The organism is Streptomyces pilosus (assembly GCF_014649835.1).
Lineage (GTDB): Bacteria > Actinomycetota > Actinomycetes > Streptomycetales > Streptomycetaceae > Streptomyces > Streptomyces pilosus.
In genome coordinates this window covers 130,746-147,861 of record NZ_BMTU01000008.1, presented here as the reverse complement: position 1 = coordinate 147,861, position 17,116 = coordinate 130,746, and the positions used below count along the sequence as shown (strand labels likewise).

The 17,116-nt window shown below is 72.5% G+C and carries 10 protein-coding genes; 8 read left to right on the top strand and 2 right to left on the bottom strand.

Going from position 1 to position 17,116, the window contains the following annotated elements:
• The first annotated feature begins 238 nt into the window (after window positions 1–238).
• From smc to ftsY, 3 genes are all read left to right on the top strand, one after another.
• Entirely contained in the window at window positions 239–3,811 is a 3,573-nt protein-coding gene (gene smc, locus IE118_RS21060; protein WP_189559535.1) for a chromosome segregation protein SMC, read from the top strand.
• Window positions 3,812–4,004: 193 nt separating this feature from the next.
• Window positions 4,005–5,423, top strand: a complete 1,419-nt coding sequence (locus tag IE118_RS21055; RefSeq protein ID WP_189559534.1) for a sugar porter family MFS transporter — start codon at window positions 4,005–4,007, stop codon at window positions 5,421–5,423.
• Window positions 5,424–5,648: 225 nt separating this feature from the next.
• Window positions 5,649–6,851, top strand: coding sequence for a signal recognition particle-docking protein FtsY (ftsY, locus tag IE118_RS21050; RefSeq protein WP_189559669.1), 1,203 nt, complete (start codon window positions 5,649–5,651; stop codon window positions 6,849–6,851).
• Between the two features lie 100 nt (window positions 6,852–6,951).
• Here ftsY and IE118_RS21045 read toward each other — a convergent pair whose 3' ends face one another.
• Entirely contained in the window at window positions 6,952–7,620 is a 669-nt protein-coding gene (locus IE118_RS21045) for a bifunctional DNA primase/polymerase (protein ID WP_189559533.1), read from the bottom strand.
• A gap of 446 nt (window positions 7,621–8,066) precedes the next feature.
• On the opposite strand from IE118_RS21045, the gene nsdA reads away from it, so the two are divergent.
• The 5 genes from nsdA to ffh all read left to right on the top strand — a co-directional run bounded on the left by nsdA (window position 8,067) and on the right by ffh (window position 15,723).
• Window positions 8,067–9,563 (top strand): transcriptional repressor NsdA, encoded by a 1,497-nt coding sequence (gene nsdA / locus IE118_RS21040; RefSeq protein ID WP_189559532.1) that lies wholly within the window; start codon window positions 8,067–8,069, stop codon window positions 9,561–9,563.
• Between the two features lie 346 nt (window positions 9,564–9,909).
• Window positions 9,910–11,247, top strand: a complete 1,338-nt coding sequence (locus IE118_RS21035) for an ammonium transporter (RefSeq protein ID WP_189559531.1) — start codon at window positions 9,910–9,912, stop codon at window positions 11,245–11,247.
• Window positions 11,244–11,582, top strand: coding sequence for a P-II family nitrogen regulator (locus IE118_RS21030; RefSeq protein ID WP_015036464.1), 339 nt, complete (start codon window positions 11,244–11,246; stop codon window positions 11,580–11,582). Before IE118_RS21035 ends, IE118_RS21030 begins: the two co-directional genes overlap by 4 nt.
• A gap of 44 nt (window positions 11,583–11,626) precedes the next feature.
• The gene (locus IE118_RS21025; protein WP_373303207.1) at window positions 11,627–14,089 is read left to right on the top strand and encodes a [protein-PII] uridylyltransferase; all 2,463 of its coding nucleotides are present in this window, start codon (window positions 11,627–11,629) and stop codon (window positions 14,087–14,089) included.
• A gap of 83 nt (window positions 14,090–14,172) precedes the next feature.
• Window positions 14,173–15,723: a signal recognition particle protein gene (gene ffh, locus IE118_RS21020; protein ID WP_189559529.1), complete on the top strand. Its 1,551-nt coding sequence runs from the start codon at window positions 14,173–14,175 to the stop codon at window positions 15,721–15,723.
• A 66-nt stretch (window positions 15,724–15,789) separates the two neighbouring features.
• On the opposite strand, the gene IE118_RS21015 is transcribed toward ffh, so the two are convergent.
• Window positions 15,790–16,638 (bottom strand): class I SAM-dependent methyltransferase, encoded by an 849-nt coding sequence (locus tag IE118_RS21015; protein ID WP_189559528.1) that lies wholly within the window; start codon window positions 16,636–16,638, stop codon window positions 15,790–15,792.
• Between the last annotated feature and the right edge of the window lie 478 nt (window positions 16,639–17,116).

Sequence of the window (17,116 nt, the reverse complement as noted above, 5' to 3'; positions counted from 1 at the left end):
AGTGGTCGGGCCTGCCCGTCACCACCGTCAAGCAGTCAGAATGGCAAGGGACGCCTCGGCGTCCCTTCTTTCTTTCCCGTCCCCGCGCCCCTCACCCCGGCGCCCGCACCCCCGCGCACGGCGCTCCCTGTCCCGCGCATCCTTTCACCCTCTTCAACGTCTGGTCTGCCCTCCGCGTTCATCCGCGAAACCGCGCGTTCATGGAGTGAGACCTGCCCGGCGGGTAAAGTCCGGCGGCGTGCACCTGAAGGCCCTGACCCTCCGCGGGTTCAAGTCGTTCGCCTCCGCGACCACGCTCCGGTTCGAGCCGGGCATCACCTGCGTCGTCGGACCGAACGGCTCGGGCAAGTCCAACGTCGTGGACGCGCTCAGCTGGGTCATGGGCGAACAGGGCGCCAAGTCGCTGCGCGGCGGCAAGATGGAGGACGTCATCTTCGCCGGCACCACCGGCCGCCCGCCGCTGGGCCGCGCCGAGGTGTCGCTGACCATCGACAACTCCGACGGTGCCCTCCCCATCGAGTACGCCGAGGTCACCATCACGCGGATCATGTTCCGCAACGGCGGCAGCGAGTACCAGATCAACGGGGACACTTGCCGGCTCCTCGACATCCAGGAACTGCTCTCCGACTCCGGCATCGGCCGCGAGATGCACGTCATCGTCGGCCAGGGGCAGCTCGACTCCGTCCTGCACGCCGACCCGATGGGCCGCCGCGCCTTCATCGAGGAGGCGGCCGGCGTCCTCAAGCACCGCAAGCGCAAGGAGAAGGCGCTGCGGAAGCTGGACGCGATGCGGGCCAACCTCGCGCGTGTGCAGGACCTGACCGACGAGCTCCGCCGCCAGCTCAAACCCCTCGGCCGCCAGGCCGCCGTCGCCCGGCGGGCCGCCGTCATCCAGGCGGACCTGCGCGACGCGCGGCTGCGTCTGCTCGCCGACGACCTCGTCACGCTGCGCGAGGCACTGCGGGTGGAGATCGCCGACGAGGCCGCCCTGAAGGAGCGCAAGGAGGCCGCCGAGACCGAACTGCGCAAGGCCCTCCAGCGCGAGGCGCTCCTGGAGGACGAGGTGCGCCGGCTCAGCCCGCGCCTGCAGGACGCCCAGCAGACCTGGTACGAGCTCTCCCGGCTCGCCGAGCGGGTGCGCGGCACGATCTCGCTGGCCGACGCCCGGGTGAAGAGCGCGACCTCCGCGCCGGTCGAGGAGCGGCGCGGACGCGACCCCGAGGACATGGAGCGCGAGGCCGCCCGCATCCGCGAGCAGGAGGCCGAACTGGAGGCCGCCCTGGAGGCGGCCGAACGCGCGCTCGAGGACACGGTCGCCCACCGCGCCGAACTGGAGCGCGAACTCGCCCAGGAGGAACGGCGCCTGAAGGACGCCGCGCGGGCCATCGCCGACCGGCGCGAAGGCCTGGCCCGGCTCAGGGGGCAGGTGGGCGCCGCCCGTTCGCGTGCCGGCGCGGCCCAGGCCGAGATCGAGCGGCTGGCCGCCGCGCGGGACGAGGCCCAGGAGCGGGCCGTCGCCGCGCAGGAGGAGTACGAGGCACTCCGGGCGGAGGTCGACGGCCTCGACGCGGGCGACGCGGAACTCGCCGAACGCCACGAGGACGCCAAGCGCGGCCTCGCCGAGGCGGAGAGCGCCCTCACCGCCGCCCGCGAGGCGCTCACGGCGGCGGAACGCAAACGTGCCGCGACCCAGGCCCGCCACGAGGCTCTCGCCCTCGGTCTGCGCCGCAAGGACGGCACCGGGGTCCTGCTGGACGCCCGTGACCGCCTCACGGGACTGCTCGGCCCCGCCGCGGAGCGGCTCACGGTGGCACCCGGCTACGAGGTCCCCCTCGCGGCCGCCTTCGGCGCGGCGGCGGACGCCCTCGCGGTGACCTCCCCGTCCGCCGCGGCCGACGCCATCCGCCTTCTGCGCAAACAGGACGCCGGCCGGGCGGCCCTGCTGGTCTCGGCACCCGGCACCGGCGAGCCGACGCCGCCCGCGGGGAGCGAAGGCGTCGACGAACCCGCCGCCGCACCCGCCGAGCGGTTCGTCGGCGGACCCCCCGACCTCATGCCGGCCGTACGACGGCTCCTGAGGGGCGTCGTCGTGGTCCCCACCCTCGAGGACGCCGAGGAACTCGTCCACGCCCGCCCCGACCTCACCGCCGTCACCGCCGAGGGCGACCTCCTCGGCGCCCACTTCGCGCACGGCGGTTCCGCGGGCGCCCCCAGCCTGCTGGAGGTACAGGCCTCCGTGGACGAGGCCGCCGCCGAGCTGGAGGAGCTGGCCGTGCGGTGCGAGGAGCTGGCCGGGGCACAGGAGGCGGCGGCCGGGCGGCGCCGCGAACACGCGGCCCTCGTCGAGGAGCTCGGCGAGCGGCGCCGGGCCGCCGACCGGGAGAAGTCCTCCGTCGCCCAGCAGCTCGGCCGGCTCGCCGGACAGGCACGCGGCGCCGCCGGGGAGGCCGAACGGGCCGGCGCCGCCGCCGCCCGCGCGCAGGAGGCCCTCGACAAGGCCCTCGCCGACGCGGAGGAACTGGCCGAGCGGCTGGAGGTCGCCGAGGAACTGCCCTTCGAGGAGGAGCCCGACACCTCCATGCGGGACCGGCTCGCCGCCGACGGCGCCAACGCCCGCCAGACCGAGATGGAGGCCCGCCTCCAGGCCCGCACGCACGAGGAGCGGGTCAAGGGGCTGGCAGGACGGGCCGACTCCCTGGACCGTGCCGCCCGCGCGGAGCGGGACGCCCGCGCGCGGGCGGAACAGCGCCGCGCCCGGCTGCGCCACGAGGCGGCCGTCGCCGGCGCCGTCGCCTCGGGCGCCCGCCAGCTCCTCGCCCACGTCGAGGTCTCCCTCGCCCGCGCCGACCGTGAGCGCACCGCCGCCGAGGCCGCCAGGGCCCGCCGCGAGGAGGAACTGGCCCGTGCCCGCACCCAGGGGCGCGATCTCAAGGCGGAACTCGACAAGTTGACGGATTCAGTTCACCGGGGCGAGGTACTAGGAGCGGAGAAGCGGCTGCGCGTGGAGCAGCTGGAGACCAAGGCGCTGGAGGAACTGGGTGTCGAGCCGGCCGGGCTGGTGGCGGAGTACGGTCCGCACCAGCTGGTGCCGCCCTCGCCCCCCGCCGAGGGCGAGGAGCTGCCGGAGGACCCGGAGCACCCGCGCAACAGGCCCCGCCCCTTCGTGCGGGCCGAGCAGGAGAAGCGCCTGAGAGCCGCCGAGCGCGCGTACCAGCAGCTCGGCAAGGTCAATCCGCTCGCCCTGGAGGAGTTCGCGGCGCTGGAGGAACGCCACCAGTTCCTCAGCGAGCAGCTCGAGGACCTGAAGAAGACCCGCGCGGACCTGCTCCAGGTCGTCAAGGAGGTCGACGAGCGGGTCGAGCAGGTCTTCACCGAGGCCTACCGGGACACCGCACGCGAGTTCGAAGGCGTCTTCTCCCGGCTGTTCCCGGGCGGCGAGGGCCGTCTGGTGCTGACCGACCCCGACAACATGCTCACCACGGGCGTGGATGTCGAGGCGCGCCCGCCGGGCAAGAAGGTCAAGCGGCTGTCGCTGCTCTCGGGCGGTGAGCGGTCGCTGACCGCCGTGGCGATGCTCGTGTCGATCTTCAAGGCGCGGCCCAGCCCGTTCTACGTCATGGACGAGGTCGAGGCCGCCCTCGACGACACCAACCTCCAGCGGCTGATCCGGATCATGCAGGAGCTGCAGGAGGCCTCGCAGCTGATCGTGATCACGCACCAGAAGCGCACCATGGAGGTCGCCGACGCGCTCTACGGCGTCTCCATGCAGGGCGACGGCGTGTCGAAGGTCATCAGCCAGCGCCTGCGCTGAAGCACCACGAAGTCTTCAATTTCTGAACATCCATCACTTCGCCACGTCTCGAAACTCACAGCAGACCGGCTATTGACTTCAAGAGTTGAAGACATAGTCTCTGCCATGTCGTTTTTACCTTCAGGTACCTTCCGCTGGACCTCGAAGGGCTGACCCCCATCCGGCGACGTTGCCGGTGGCCCGAGGAGTACACGTGACCAGCACACCGCAGGCACAGAAGTCAGGAGCCAGGACGGCTCACCCCGAACATCTCGGGCACGTCATCTTCATCGCGGCGGCGGCCGCCATGGGCGGTTTCCTCTTCGGCTACGACAGCTCCGTGATCAACGGCGCCGTCGAGGCCATCCGCGACCGCTACGACATCGGCTCCGCCGCGCTCGCCCAGGTCATCGCCGTCGCCCTGATCGGCTGCGCCATCGGCGCCGCGACCGCCGGCCGCATAGCCGACCGCATCGGCCGCATCCGGTGCATGCAGATCGCCGCGGTGCTCTTCACCGTCAGCGCCATCGGCTCCGCCCTGCCCTTCTCCCTGTACGACCTCGCCCTCTGGCGCGTCGTCGGCGGCTTCGCCATCGGCATGGCCTCCGTCATCGGCCCGGCCTACATCGCCGAGGTCGCCCCGCCCGCCTACCGCGGCCGGCTCGGTTCCTTCCAGCAGGCCGCGATCGTCATCGGCATCGCCGTGTCCCAGCTGGTCAACTGGGGCATCCTGAACGCCGCCGACGGCGACCAGCGCGGTGAGCTGATGGGCCTGGAGGCCTGGCAGGTCATGCTCGGCGTCATGGTGATCCCCGCCGTCCTCTACGGCCTGCTCTCCTTCGCCATCCCCGAGTCCCCGCGCTACCTGATCTCCGTCGGCAAGCACGAGCGCGCCCGGCGGATCCTCGAAGAGGTCGAGGGCAAGGACATCGACCTGGACGCCCGCGTCACCGAGATCGAGTCGGCGATGCACCGCGACGAGAAGTCCAGCTTCAAGGACCTGCTCGGCGGCAGCTTCTTCTTCAAGCCGATCGTCTGGATCGGCATCGGCCTGTCCGTCTTCCAGCAGTTCGTCGGCATCAACGTCGCCTTCTACTACTCGGCCACGCTGTGGCAGTCGGTCGGCGTCGACCCGACGGCCTCGTTCTTCTACTCCTTCACCACGTCGATCATCAACATCGTCGGTACCGTCATCGCGATGATCTTCGTCGACCGCATCGGCCGCAGGCCCCTCGCCATCATCGGCTCCGTCGGCATGGTGATCGGCCTCGCCCTCGAGGCGTGGGCCTTCTCCTTCGACCTCGTCGACGGCCAGCTGCCCGCCACCCAGGGCTGGGTCGCCCTGATCGCGGCGCACGTCTTCGTCCTCTTCTTCGCCCTGTCGTGGGGCGTGGTCGTCTGGGTCATGCTCGGCGAGATGTTCCCCAACCGGATCCGCGCCGCCGCGCTCGGTGTCGCCGCCGCCGCGCAGTGGATCGCCAACTGGGCCATCACCGCGAGCTTCCCCTCGCTGGCCGACTGGAACCTGTCCGTCACCTACGTGATCTACACGGTCTTCGCCGCGCTCTCCATCCCCTTCGTGCTGAAGTTCGTGAAGGAGACCAAGGGCAAGGCGCTGGAGGAGATGGGCTGACGGCCCCACCAGGACCGGGAAGAAGGGGTCACCTCCCCGCTGCCCCTCTTCCCGCACCCCCCACCCGCCGCCCCGGCCCGGCACCGTCCGGACCGGGGCGGCGGCCTGCCGGCGCACCGCCGACCCGGCGCCGGCGGCGCCGCACCCGCACCGCGCGGCACGTACGGTCCGGCGCGCGTCACCATCGGCACCACGGGAGGACCCATGGCCGATACTGGACGCGTTATGGACATCGTCATCCTTGCTGTAGTCATCGCCGTGGTCGTGCTCGGCGCGCTCGGCGGGCTCATCGTCGGCAGCCGGCGCAAGAAGCCGCTGCCCCCGCCGCCGCCCGCCGCGCCCGACATCACCGCCCCTCCGGCCGAGCCGCACGTCGGCGAAGAGGCCGAGACGCCGCGGGAGGGACCGCGGCGCACCATCGAGGAGGTTGATCTTCCGGCGGGCGCCGGCCCCGTCGTCATCGAGGAACCGCCCGCCGCCGAGGCTCCCGAGATCGAGATCCCGGAGCCCACCGCCGGCCGTCTGGTCCGGCTGCGGGCCCGTCTCTCCCGTTCGCAGAACGCCCTCGGCCAGGGCCTGCTCACCCTGCTGTCCCGCGAGCACCTGGACGAGGACACCTGGGAGGAGATCGAGGACACGCTGCTCACCGCCGACGTCGGTGTGCAGCCCACCCAGGAGCTGGTCGACCGGCTCCGCGAGCGCGTGAAGGTGCTCGGCACCCGCACCCCCGAGGAACTGCGGGGACTGCTCCGCGAGGAGCTGATCACGCTGGTCGGTCCCGCGATGGACCGCACCGTGCACACCGAGAACGCGGCCGGCGGCCCCGGCGTCGTCATGGTCGTCGGGGTCAACGGCACCGGCAAGACCACCACCACCGGCAAGCTCGCCCGCGTCCTGGTCGCCGACGGCAACACCGTCGTGCTCGGCGCCGCCGACACCTTCCGTGCCGCCGCCGCCGACCAGCTCCAGACCTGGGGCGAGCGGGTCGGCGCCCACACCGTGCGCGGCCCGGAGGGCGGTGACCCGGCCTCCGTCGCGTTCGACGCGGTCAAGGAGGGCAAGGAGATGGCCGCCGACGCCGTGCTCATCGACACCGCGGGCCGGCTGCACACCAAGACCGGTCTCATGGACGAGCTCGGCAAGGTCAAGCGGGTCGTGGAGAAGCAGGCCCCGCTGGACGAGGTGCTGCTCGTGCTCGACGCCACCACCGGGCAGAACGGTCTGGTCCAGGCGCGGGTCTTCGCCGAGGTCGTCGACATCACGGGCATCGTGCTCACCAAGCTCGACGGCACGGCCAAGGGCGGCATCGTGATCGCCGTCCAGCGCGAGCTGGGCGTGCCGGTCAAGCTGATCGGGCTCGGCGAGGGCGCGGACGACCTCGCGCCGTTCGAGCCGGAGGCCTTCGTGGACGCCCTCATCGGGGAGTGACACCCCGGGAGTACCGGCAGCCGGCGGACCCGGCAGACGCGAAGAAGCGCCCGCCCCCGAAGAGATCGGGGGACGGGCGCTTCGCCGTGCCAGGTGGGACCTACGTACCCGACCGGTGCGCCACGTATGCCAGCGTGCCCAGCAGCAGCCGCGCCTCCGGCGGCCGGGAGGCCGAGTCCAGGGCGGGGGAGCGCAGCCAGCGGACCGGGCCGAGACCACCCCGGTCGGAGGGCGGGGCCGTGATGTGCGCACCGGCGCCGAGGCCGCGCAGGTCGAGGGCGGCCGGGTCGTCCCAGCCCATGCGGTAGAGCAGCTCGGGCAGGGCGGCGGCGGCCCCGGGGGAGACGAAGAACTGGGCGCGGCCGTCCGGGGTGGCGGCGACCGGACCGACCGGCAGGCCCATGCGCTCCAGCCGGGCCAGGGCGTGGCACCCGGCGGGCCGGGCCACCTCGATCACGTCGAAGGCCCGCCCCACGGGCAGCATCAGCGAGGCGCCGGGGAACTCCGACCAGACCGCCGTCACCTCGTCCAGCGGCGCCCCGGCGCGGATCACGGGAGCGTGACCGAGCGGATGCGCGCCCGGTGCCCGGCAGCCGGCGCGCCCGCAGGAACAGACGCCCGGGGCGGCGGCCCGGACGCCCGGCACCACGTCCCAGCCCCACAGCCCGGTGTACTCCGCCACGACGGTGCCGTCCGACGAGCGGCTGCGGCGGCGGGAGCCGGACCGGATGTCGCGGATGCCCCGGCTGATCCCGATCGTGAAGCCCATGCCCCCTCCAACGGGTCCGACGAACTGACGGTTACGCAGCGGACGCAGAGTGTGACTCTCTGTTTCGGACTTCCCCGCGCCGCCCCGCCCATGCGGCGCCTCGGGGTGGCGAAGGTGGTGTGCCGGGCGGTGTGCGCCCTCTGATGCTTCGCTGCACCCACTCGTGGCCGTCCCATGTCAAGTGAATCGTGGGTCGGCGACGGTGAGTTCATTCGAAGGGGTGGCGAATGGTGGCGATTGCGCTTCCGTCGTGGTGAGACGGGTGATCGTAGGGTTACGTTGTGTGCACGGCTTCTTGGGGCACATGCACTCGTGGGTATGCCGGAGGCAACTCGGCTTTCCGTTCGAAGGGTGGCAACCGCCGGACGGGCGGACCCGACAACCGGCATTCTGATAGGGCTTGGCGCATTCAGCGACAAGTGGTCTTCAGGGATGGGGGCGTTCCAGTGAGCGGCAATGGCGGTGGCGGGACGAGCGCGGCGAGTCCGGAGAAACGCCCGAATGGGCTTCTCGCCTCGTGGTTCGTCCGCAGCGGCTGGTCGAAGGGCGAGCTGGCCCGCCAAGTCAACCGCCGAGCACGCCAGTTGGGCGCCAACCACATCTCCACCGACACCTCGCGGGTGCGCCGCTGGCTCGACGGGGAGAACCCGCGGGAGCCGATCCCCAGGATCCTGTCCGAACTGTTCTCCGAACGCTTCGGCGTCGTCGTCTCCGTCGAGGACCTGGGCCTGCGCACCACCCGTCCCGCGCCCTCCGCGACCGGCGTCGACCTGCCCTGGACGGGCCCGCAGACCGTGGCCCTGCTCAGCGAGTTCTCGCGCAGCGACCTGATGCTGGCGCGGCGCGGCTTCCTCGGGAGCTCGCTCGCCCTCTCCGCGGGCCCGTCCCTCATCGAGCCCATGCAGCGCTGGCTCGTCCCCAACCAGCCCGCGCCGCTGCCCCGCACCGAGTCCGAACCGGCCCCCTCCGCCGCCCGCGCCCGCGGCCGGCTGTCCAAGCCGGAGCTGGACCTGCTGGAGACCACCACCGTGATGTTCCGGCAGTGGGACGCCCAGTGCGGTGGCGGCCTGCGCCGCAAGGCGGTCGTGGGACAGCTGCACGAGGTCACCGACCTGCTCCAGGAGCCCCAGCCCGAGGCCGCCACCCGGCGCCTGTTCAAGGTCGCCGCCGAACTCGCCGAACTGGCCGGCTGGATGTCGTACGACGTCGGGCTCCAGCCCACCGCGCAGAAGTACTTCGTCCTCGCCCTGCACGCGGCCAAGGAGGCCGGCGACCGCCCGCTCGGCTCCTACGTGCTGTCCAGTATGAGCCGCCAGATGATCCACCTCGGCCGCCCCGAGGACGCCCTGGAACTGATCCACCTCGCCCAGTACGGCAGCCGCGACTGCGCCAGTCCCCGCACCCAGTCGATGCTGTATGCGATGGAGGCCCGCGCCTACGCCAACATGGGGCAGCCCGGCCGCTGCAAGCGGGCCGTGCGGATGGCCGAGGACACCTTCGCCGAGGCCGACGAGTGGGACGAGCCCGACCCCGACTGGATCCGCTTCTTCTCCGAGGCCGAGCTCCACGCGGAGAACTCCCACTCCTACCGCGACCTCGCCTACGTCGCAGGCCGCAGCCCCACCTACGCCTCCCTCGCCGAACCGCTCATGCGGCGCGCCGTGGAGCTCTTCGGCCGGGAGGGCGGCGAGCACCAGCGCTCCTACGCCCTCAACCTGATCGGCATGGCCACGGTCCACCTGCTCCAGCGGGAACCGGAGCAGAGCGCGATTCTCGCCACCGAGGCCATCACGGCGGCCAAGAAGGTCCGCTCCGAGCGCGTCAACACTCGTATCCGAAAGACCGTCGACACCGCCGTGCGCGACTTCGGGGACCTCGCCGACGTCGTCGCACTCACCGAGCGGCTCGCGATCGAGCTGCCCGAGACCGCCGAAGCGGTCTGACCCCCGGCGGAACACCGGACCCCGGCCGCGGCCGGCCCTCCCGAACTGCCCGACTCGGCTCCCCCATGCCAGTCATTCGGAGGCCCGCCGCGGCCGGCTTTTCCGTGTCCCCGGCCCCGGCTCACCGCCGGACACCGAAGGTTGCGCCACGATAACGATCAGCGCTGCCCGGATCCGGCAGTTCATCGACCCGTAACACGTCGGGTGCCTTCGTCACGGCGGCGAAACAGCGAGGGGCCTCCACCGAAACGGTGCTGCGCGAATCTCATGGCGCATAACCGGCCCACCCCTCAATCCGCTCAAGGCTTCGCCCGCACGGGGCCGTACCAACGACGAGGAGACGCCGATGGCACCAGCCATCACCCTGGCCGCAGACGCGCCCACGCTGTCAGCCGCCAACACAGGGTTCATGCTCATCTGTTCCGCCCTGGTGATGCTCATGACTCCCGGCCTGGCCTTCTTCTACGGAGGCATGGTCCGCGTCAAGAGCACCCTCAACATGCTGATGATGAGCTTCATCAGCCTCGGCATCGTCAGCGTCCTGTGGGTGCTGTACGGCTTCTCCATGGCGTTCGGCACCGACTCCGGGCACCTCATCGGATGGAACTCTGACTGGGTCGGTCTGAGCGACATCGGCCTGACCGAACTCTGGGACGGCTACACCATCCCGGTCTTCGTCTTCCTGGTCTTCCAGCTGATGTTCGCCGTCCTCACGCCCGCGCTGATCAGCGGCGCCCTGGCGGACCGCGTGAAGTTCACCGCCTGGGCCCTGTTCGTCGCCCTGTGGGTCACCGTCGTGTACTTCCCGGTCGCCCACTGGGTCTGGGGCTCCGGCGGCTGGGCCTTCGAGCTCGGAGTGATCGACTTCGCCGGCGGCACGGCCGTGCACATCAACGCCGGTGCCGCGGCGCTCGGCGTCATCCTCGTCATCGGCAAGCGCATCGGCTTCAAGAAGGACCCGATGCGCCCGCACAGCCTCCCGCTGGTCATGCTCGGCGCGGCCCTGCTGTGGTTCGGCTGGTTCGGCTTCAACGCCGGCTCCTGGCTCGGCAACGACGACGGCGTCGGCGCGCTGATGTTCGTCAACACCCAGGTCGCCACCGGCGCCGCGGTCCTCGGCTGGCTCGCCTACGAGAAGATCCGGCACGGCGCGTTCACCACGCTGGGCGCCGCCTCCGGCGCGGTCTCCGGCCTGGTCGCGATCACCCCGGCGGGCGGCGCGGTCTCCCCGCTCGGAGCCATCGCGATCGGCGTCATCGCCGGTGTGCTGTGCGCCATGGCCGTCGGACTGAAGTACCGGTTCGGCTACGACGACTCCCTCGACGTGGTCGGCGTCCACCTCGTCGGCGGCGTCATCGGCTCCCTCCTCGTCGGCTTCTTCGCCACCGGCAAGGGCCAGTCCGACGTCGCGGGCCTCTTCTACGGCGGCGGCCTGGACCAGTTCTGGAAGCAGTGCGCCGGTGTCGCCGGTGTCCTCGCCTACTCCCTGGTCGTCTCCGCCGTCCTCGCCCTCCTCCTCGACAAGACCATCGGCATGCGAGTCTCCGAGGACGACGAGGTGGCCGGCATCGACCAGGCCGAGCACGCCGAGACCGCATACGACTTCAGCGGCGCCGGAGGCGGCGCGGCCCGCACCGCCGCCCCCGCCCCCGCCCCGGCCGAGAGCAAGAAGGTGGACGCATGAAGCTCATCACCGCCGTCGTCAAGCCGCACCGGCTCGACGAGATCAAGGAGGCCCTGCAGGCCTTCGGCGTGCACGGTCTGACCGTCACCGAGGCCAGCGGCTACGGCCGCCAGCGCGGACACACCGAGGTCTACCGCGGTGCCGAGTACACCGTCGACCTGGTGCCGAAGATCCGCATCGAGGTGCTGGTCGAGGACGAGGACGCCGAACAGCTGATCGACGTGGTGGTCAAGGCCGCCCGCACCGGCAAGATCGGTGACGGCAAGGTCTGGTCGGTCCCGGTCGAGACAGCCGTACGGGTACGCACCGGTGAACGCGGCCCGGACGCGCTCTGACAGCGCACGAGCGGAACAGGAGTCACCGGGTGACGGGTAAGGACATGCTAAACGAGGCAGACGACTCGGGACCCGGCGGCTACGCGGCGGCCCGGCTGCACCTCCTCACCGAGGAGGCGCGGTCCGGGCCGCCGCGCCGTGCCGCCCTCGCGGACCTCACGGACACCTGGCTCGGCGGACTGTTCGCGGCGGGCGCCGGCGCACCGCGCGGGGTCTCCCTGATCGCCGTGGGCGGCTACGGACGCGCCGAACTCTCCCCGCGCAGCGACCTCGACCTGCTCCTGCTGCACGACGGCAGCGCCCCCGACGCGGTCGCCGCGCTCGCCGACCGCCTCTGGTACCCCGTCTGGGACCTGGGCCTCGACCTCGACCACTCCGTCCGCACCCCCGCCGAGGCCCGCAGGACCGCGGCCGAGGACCTCAAGGTGCAGCTCGGACTGCTCGACGCCCGGCACATCGCCGGTGACCTCGGCCTCACCACCGCCCTGCGCACCTCCGTGCTCGCCGACTGGCGCAACCAGGCACCCAGACGCCTCCCCGCCCTGCGGGAGCTGTGCGAGGAACGCGCGGAGCGCACGGGCGAACTGCAGTACCTCCTCGAACCCGACCTCAAGGAGGCCCGCGGCGGACTCCGCGACGCCACCGCCCTGCGCGCGGTGGCCGCCTCCTGGCTCGCCGACGCCCCGCGCGAGGGACTCGCCGAGGCCCGCCGCCGGCTCCTCGACGTACGGGACGCCCTGCACCTGACCACCGGCCGCGCCACCGACCGGCTCGCCCTCCAGGAGCAGGACCAGGTCGCGGCCGGACTCGGCGTGCTCGACGCGGACGCGCTGCTGCGGCAGGTCTACGAGGCCGCCCGGGTCATCGCCTACGCCACGGACGTCACCTGGCGCGAGGTGGGACGCGTCCTGCGCGCGCGGTCGGTACGGCCGCGGCTGCGCAGACTGGCCAGGGAGCGCGGCGACTTCCTCAGAAGGGCGGTGGCGGGCGACGGGAAGGCGGGACCCGACCGCTCCCCGCTCGCCGAGGGCGTGGTGGAACAGGACGGCGAGGTGGTCCTCGCCCGCACCGCGCGTCCCGAGCGGGACCCCGTGCTTCCCCTGCGCGCGGCGGCCGCCGCCGCGCAGGCCGGACTCCCGCTGTCCCTGCACGCCGTGCGGCGCATGGCGACCGGCGCGCGCCCCCTGCCCACACCCTGGCCGGCGGAGGCGCGCGAACAACTGGTGACCCTGCTCGGCTCCGGCCGGCCCACCGTGCAGGTCTGGGAGGCACTGGAGGCGGAAGGCCTGGTCAACAGCCTGCTCCCGGACTGGGAGCGGGTCCGCTGCCGCCCCCAGCGCAACGCCGTCCACCTGTGGACCGTGGACCGGCACCTCATCGAGACCGCCGTCCGCGCCTCCGAGTTCACCCGGCGCGTGCACCGGCCCGACCTGCTGCTGGTCGCCGCCCTGCTGCACGACATCGGCAAGGGCTGGCCCGGCGACCACTCGGTGGCCGGCGAGGTCATCGCCAAGGACGTGGCCGCCCGCATCGGCTTCGACCGGCACGACGTCACCGTGATCGCCACCCTCGTACGCCACCATCTCCTGCTCGTCGAGACGGCCACCCGGCGCGACCTGGACGATCCGGCCACCGTGCGGGCGGTCGCCGGGGCCGTCGGCACCCCGGGCACCCTCGAACTGCTGCACGCCCTCACCGAGGCGGACGCCCTCGCCACCGGACCCGCGGCCTGGTCCTCCTGGCGGGCCGCGCTCGTCGCCGACCTGGTCCGGCGGGTCTCCGCCGTCCTCTCCGGGGACGCCCCGGCCGGCCCCGCGCAGGCCGCGCCCACCGCGGAACACGAACGCCTCGCCCTCGAGGCCGTCGCCACCGGCGCGCCCGTGCTCGCCCTGCGGGCGCAGACCGAGACCTCCGCCGAGCCCACCGGCGACCCCGAGCCGCTGGGCGTGGAACTGCTCATCGCCGTACCCGACCGGGCGGGCGTGCTCCCCGCGGTGGCCGGCGTGCTCGCCGTGCACCGGCTCACGGTACGGACCGCGGAACTGCGGGCCCTGGAACTGCCCGACGGGGTCGACGGATCCGTCCTGCTGCTGGACTGGCGGGTCGCGGCCGAGTACGGCTCCCTGCCGCAGGCCGCCCGGCTCCGCGCCGACCTCGTCCGCGCCCTGGACGGCAGCCTCGACATCGCCGCCCGCCTCGCCGAACGGGACGCCGCCTACCCCCGCCGCCGCGGCGTGGTCGCGCCCCCGCCGCGCGTGACGGTCGCCCCGGCCGCCTCCCGCCACGCGACGGTGATCGAGGTCCGCGCGCAGGACGCGCCCGGGCTGCTGTTCCGCATCGGACGCGCCCTGGAGGACGCGGCCGTACGCGTGCGCAGCGCCCACGCGAGCACGCTGGGCGCGAACGCGGTGGACGCCTTCTACGTCACCGACCCCGGGGGCACGCCGCTGCCCGCCGAGGAGGCGCTGGCGGTGGCCCGGAAACTGGAGGAGACGCTACGTGGGTGAGGACACTCCGGCGTCCTCCCGCGCCGGGATACCCTGGAGGGCGATTCTCCCGCCCGTCTCCGACCCCGAGGACCGACGCCGCCGTGTTCGACACTCTTTCCGATCGCCTCTCAGCGACCTTCAAGAACTTGCGCGGCAAGGGGCGCCTGAGCGAAGCGGACATCGACGCCACGGCGCGTGAGATCCGCATCGCCCTCCTGGAAGCGGACGTGGCCCTGCCGGTCGTCCGGACGTTCATCAAGAACGTCAAGGAGCGGGCGCTCGGTGCCGAGGTCTCCAAGGCGCTGAACCCGGCCCAGCAGGTGCTCAAGATCGTGAACGACGAGCTCGTCACGATCCTGGGCGGCGAGACCCGCCGCCTGCGCTTCGCCAAGCAGCCCCCGACCGTGATCATGCTGGCCGGTCTGCAGGGTGCCGGTAAGACCACCCTCGCGGGCAAGCTCGGCCGCTGGCTCAAGGAGCAGGGCCACTCGCCCGTGCTCGTCGCCGCCGACCTCCAGCGCCCGAACGCCGTCAACCAGCTGAGCGTCGTCGCCGAGCGCGCCGGCGTGGCGGTCTACGCCCCCGAGCCGGGCAACGGTGTGGGTGACCCGGTCAAGGTCGCCAAGGACTCCATCGAGTTCGCGAGGACCAAGGTCCACGACATCGTGATCGTGGACACCGCCGGACGCCTCGGCATCGACCAGGACATGATGCGGCAGGCCGCTGACATCCGCGACGCGGTCAGCCCGGACGAGATCCTGTTCGTCGTCGACGCGATGATCGGCCAGGACGCGGTCAACACCGCGGAGGCCTTCCGCGACGGCGTCGGCTTCGACGGCGTGGTGCTCTCCAAGCTCGACGGTGACGCCCGCGGTGGTGCGGCCCTGTCGATCCGCCAGATCACCGGCAAGCCGATCATGTTCGCCTCCAACGGCGAGAAGCTCGACGACTTCGACGCCTTCCACCCGGACCGGATGGCCTCCCGCATCCTCGACATGGGTGACCTGCTCACCCTGATCGAGCAGGCGGAGAAGACGTTCAGCCAGGAAGAGGCCGAGAAGATGGCCTCCAAGCTGGCGTCCAAGAAGGGCCAGGACTTCACCCTGGACGACTTCCTGGCCCAGATGGAGCAGGTCCGCAAGATGGGCAGCATCTCCAAGCTGCTCGGCATGCTGCCCGGCATGGGTCAGATCAAGGACCAGATCAACAACCTGGACGAGCGGGACGTCGACCGCACCGCCGCGATCATCAAGTCGATGACCCCGGCCGAGCGCCAGGAGCCGACGATCATCAACGGCTCGCGTCGCGCCCGTATCGCCAAGGGTTCGGGTGTCGAGGTCAGCGCGGTGAAGAACCTCGTCGAGCGGTTCTTCGAGGCCCGCAAGATGATGTCCCGCATGGCGCAGGGCGGCGGCATGCCGGGGATGCCCGGGCTGCCGGGCACGGGCGGCGGTGCGGGCCGGACGAAGAAGAAGCAGAAGCAGGCCAAGGGCAAGCAGCGCTCCGGCAACCCGATGAAGCGCAAGCAGCAGGAGCAGGAGGAGGCCGCCCGCCGCGCCGCCGCCGCCGAGGGCGCGGGCGCCTTCGGTCTGCCGCAGCAGGCCGGCAAGGACTTCGAGCTGCCCGACGAGTTCAAGAAGTTCATGGGCTGAGGCCCGCCGCCGAGGCCACTGGGGGCGTCCCGCATCACGGGGACGCCCCCAGTGGCACGTCTCGTCTCAGGGGACGCGTGCGACGAGGTAGCGGAACACGTTCGGCATCCACACCGTCCCGTCCGGCCGCTGGTACGGGTGCAGGGCCTCGGCCAGTTCCTTGTCGACCTGCTGCCGGTCCGTGGCGGCGATCGCCGGATCGAACAGGCCGGTCGACTTCAGGCCCCGTACCGCGCTGTCCGCGTCCGCGTAACCGAACGGGCACGCCACCCGCCCGGAGCCGTCGGGGCGCAGTCCCGCCCGCTCGGCGACCCGCTCCAGGTCGTCGCGGTCGGTGGGGCGCCAGCCGCCCGCCCCGGGCGGCCGCTCCGCGAGCTCGCCGGCCACCCGGAGCACGGAGGCCGTGGCGCACCGCTCGGGCGGACCCCAGCCGGAGAGCACCACGGCCGCTCCGCGCGCGGCCAGCGGCACCGCCTCGGCGAGGAGCTCGCCGAGCCCTTCCGCGTCCCCGGTGAGACAGCCGATCGGCTCGAAGGCGGTCACCACCGTGTACGCGGGCGCGCCCGGGCGGCCGGCGTCCGCCGGTGAGCCGTGCACCACGCGCGTGCCCGCCCGCGCGTGCGCGTCGTCGGGCAGCAGCCGCTCCCGGGCGAGAGCGAGCCGGTCGTCGCAGGTGTCGACGCCCGCGACGGCGGCACCGCGCGAGGCCGCCATGAGCAGGGCCAGCCCGGAGCCGCAGCCGATGCCGAGGAGCCGTGTCGCCGGCCCCACGTCCAGTCGCTCGTAGACCGCCTCGTAGAGCGGTACGAGCATCCGCTCCTGGATCTCCGACCAGTCACGCGCGCGTGCGCGCCGGTCCACGCGGGGGACGGCCCCCGCGCGGGGCAGGTGCTGCCGCACGAGCGTAGGTGTCATAGGTAAGCGCCCCAATCAGCCGAGAGTTGCCGCAGTGCCCGTCCCTGCCCCCGTGCAGTGCGCCCGCACACCCCCCGTATGCCAGGTAACTCCGCACTCGACGTGTCGTCCAGTGGAATGCGGCGACCGCTTGGTACTCGCTCGTGCCAGTGGCAAGAATTCACATCCCGGTAATCCGGGGCCGTGCGGTCCGCCACGGCGGAGGCTCCGGCGCGCCGGTTCCGGCCATGGCCGGAAGGGCCGGTGGGGCGCCGGGGCGGGGGTGGTGCGCGGTGCCGACGGGGGACCGGGTAACGTCGCGGGCACGGTGCCTCGGACGAGCCGGGCGCCGACCGCCGCGAGAGTGGCCGAAACGCCTCTTGCGCGGGCGGGAACCCTCCGCGCACCGGAGCCCGGGAGAGCGCTTACGCGCGGGGCGTACGTCAGCCTACGCACCACCTTGAGGTGAGCTGTGAGGCTTCTCCGCAGATCAGCGCAC

Bases quoted from the DNA above. Each gene is read 5' to 3' on its own strand.
- ftsY (WP_189559669.1), top strand. From the start codon at position 5,649: ATGGACATCGTCATCCTTGCTGTAGTCATCGCCGTGGTCGTGCTCGGC.
- IE118_RS21045 (WP_189559533.1), bottom strand. From the start codon at position 7,620: ATGGGCTTCACGATCGGGATCAGCCGGGGCATCCGCGACATCCGGTCC.
- IE118_RS21035 (WP_189559531.1), top strand. From the start codon at position 9,910: ATGGCACCAGCCATCACCCTGGCCGCAGACGCGCCCACGCTGTCAGCC.
- IE118_RS21015 (WP_189559528.1), bottom strand. From the start codon at position 16,638: ATGACACCTACGCTCGTGCGGCAGCACCTGCCCCGCGCGGGGGCCGTC.
- IE118_RS21025 (WP_373303207.1), top strand. From the start codon at position 11,627: ATGCTAAACGAGGCAGACGACTCGGGACCCGGCGGCTACGCGGCGGCC.
- IE118_RS21030 (WP_015036464.1), top strand. From the start codon at position 11,244: ATGAAGCTCATCACCGCCGTCGTCAAGCCGCACCGGCTCGACGAGATC.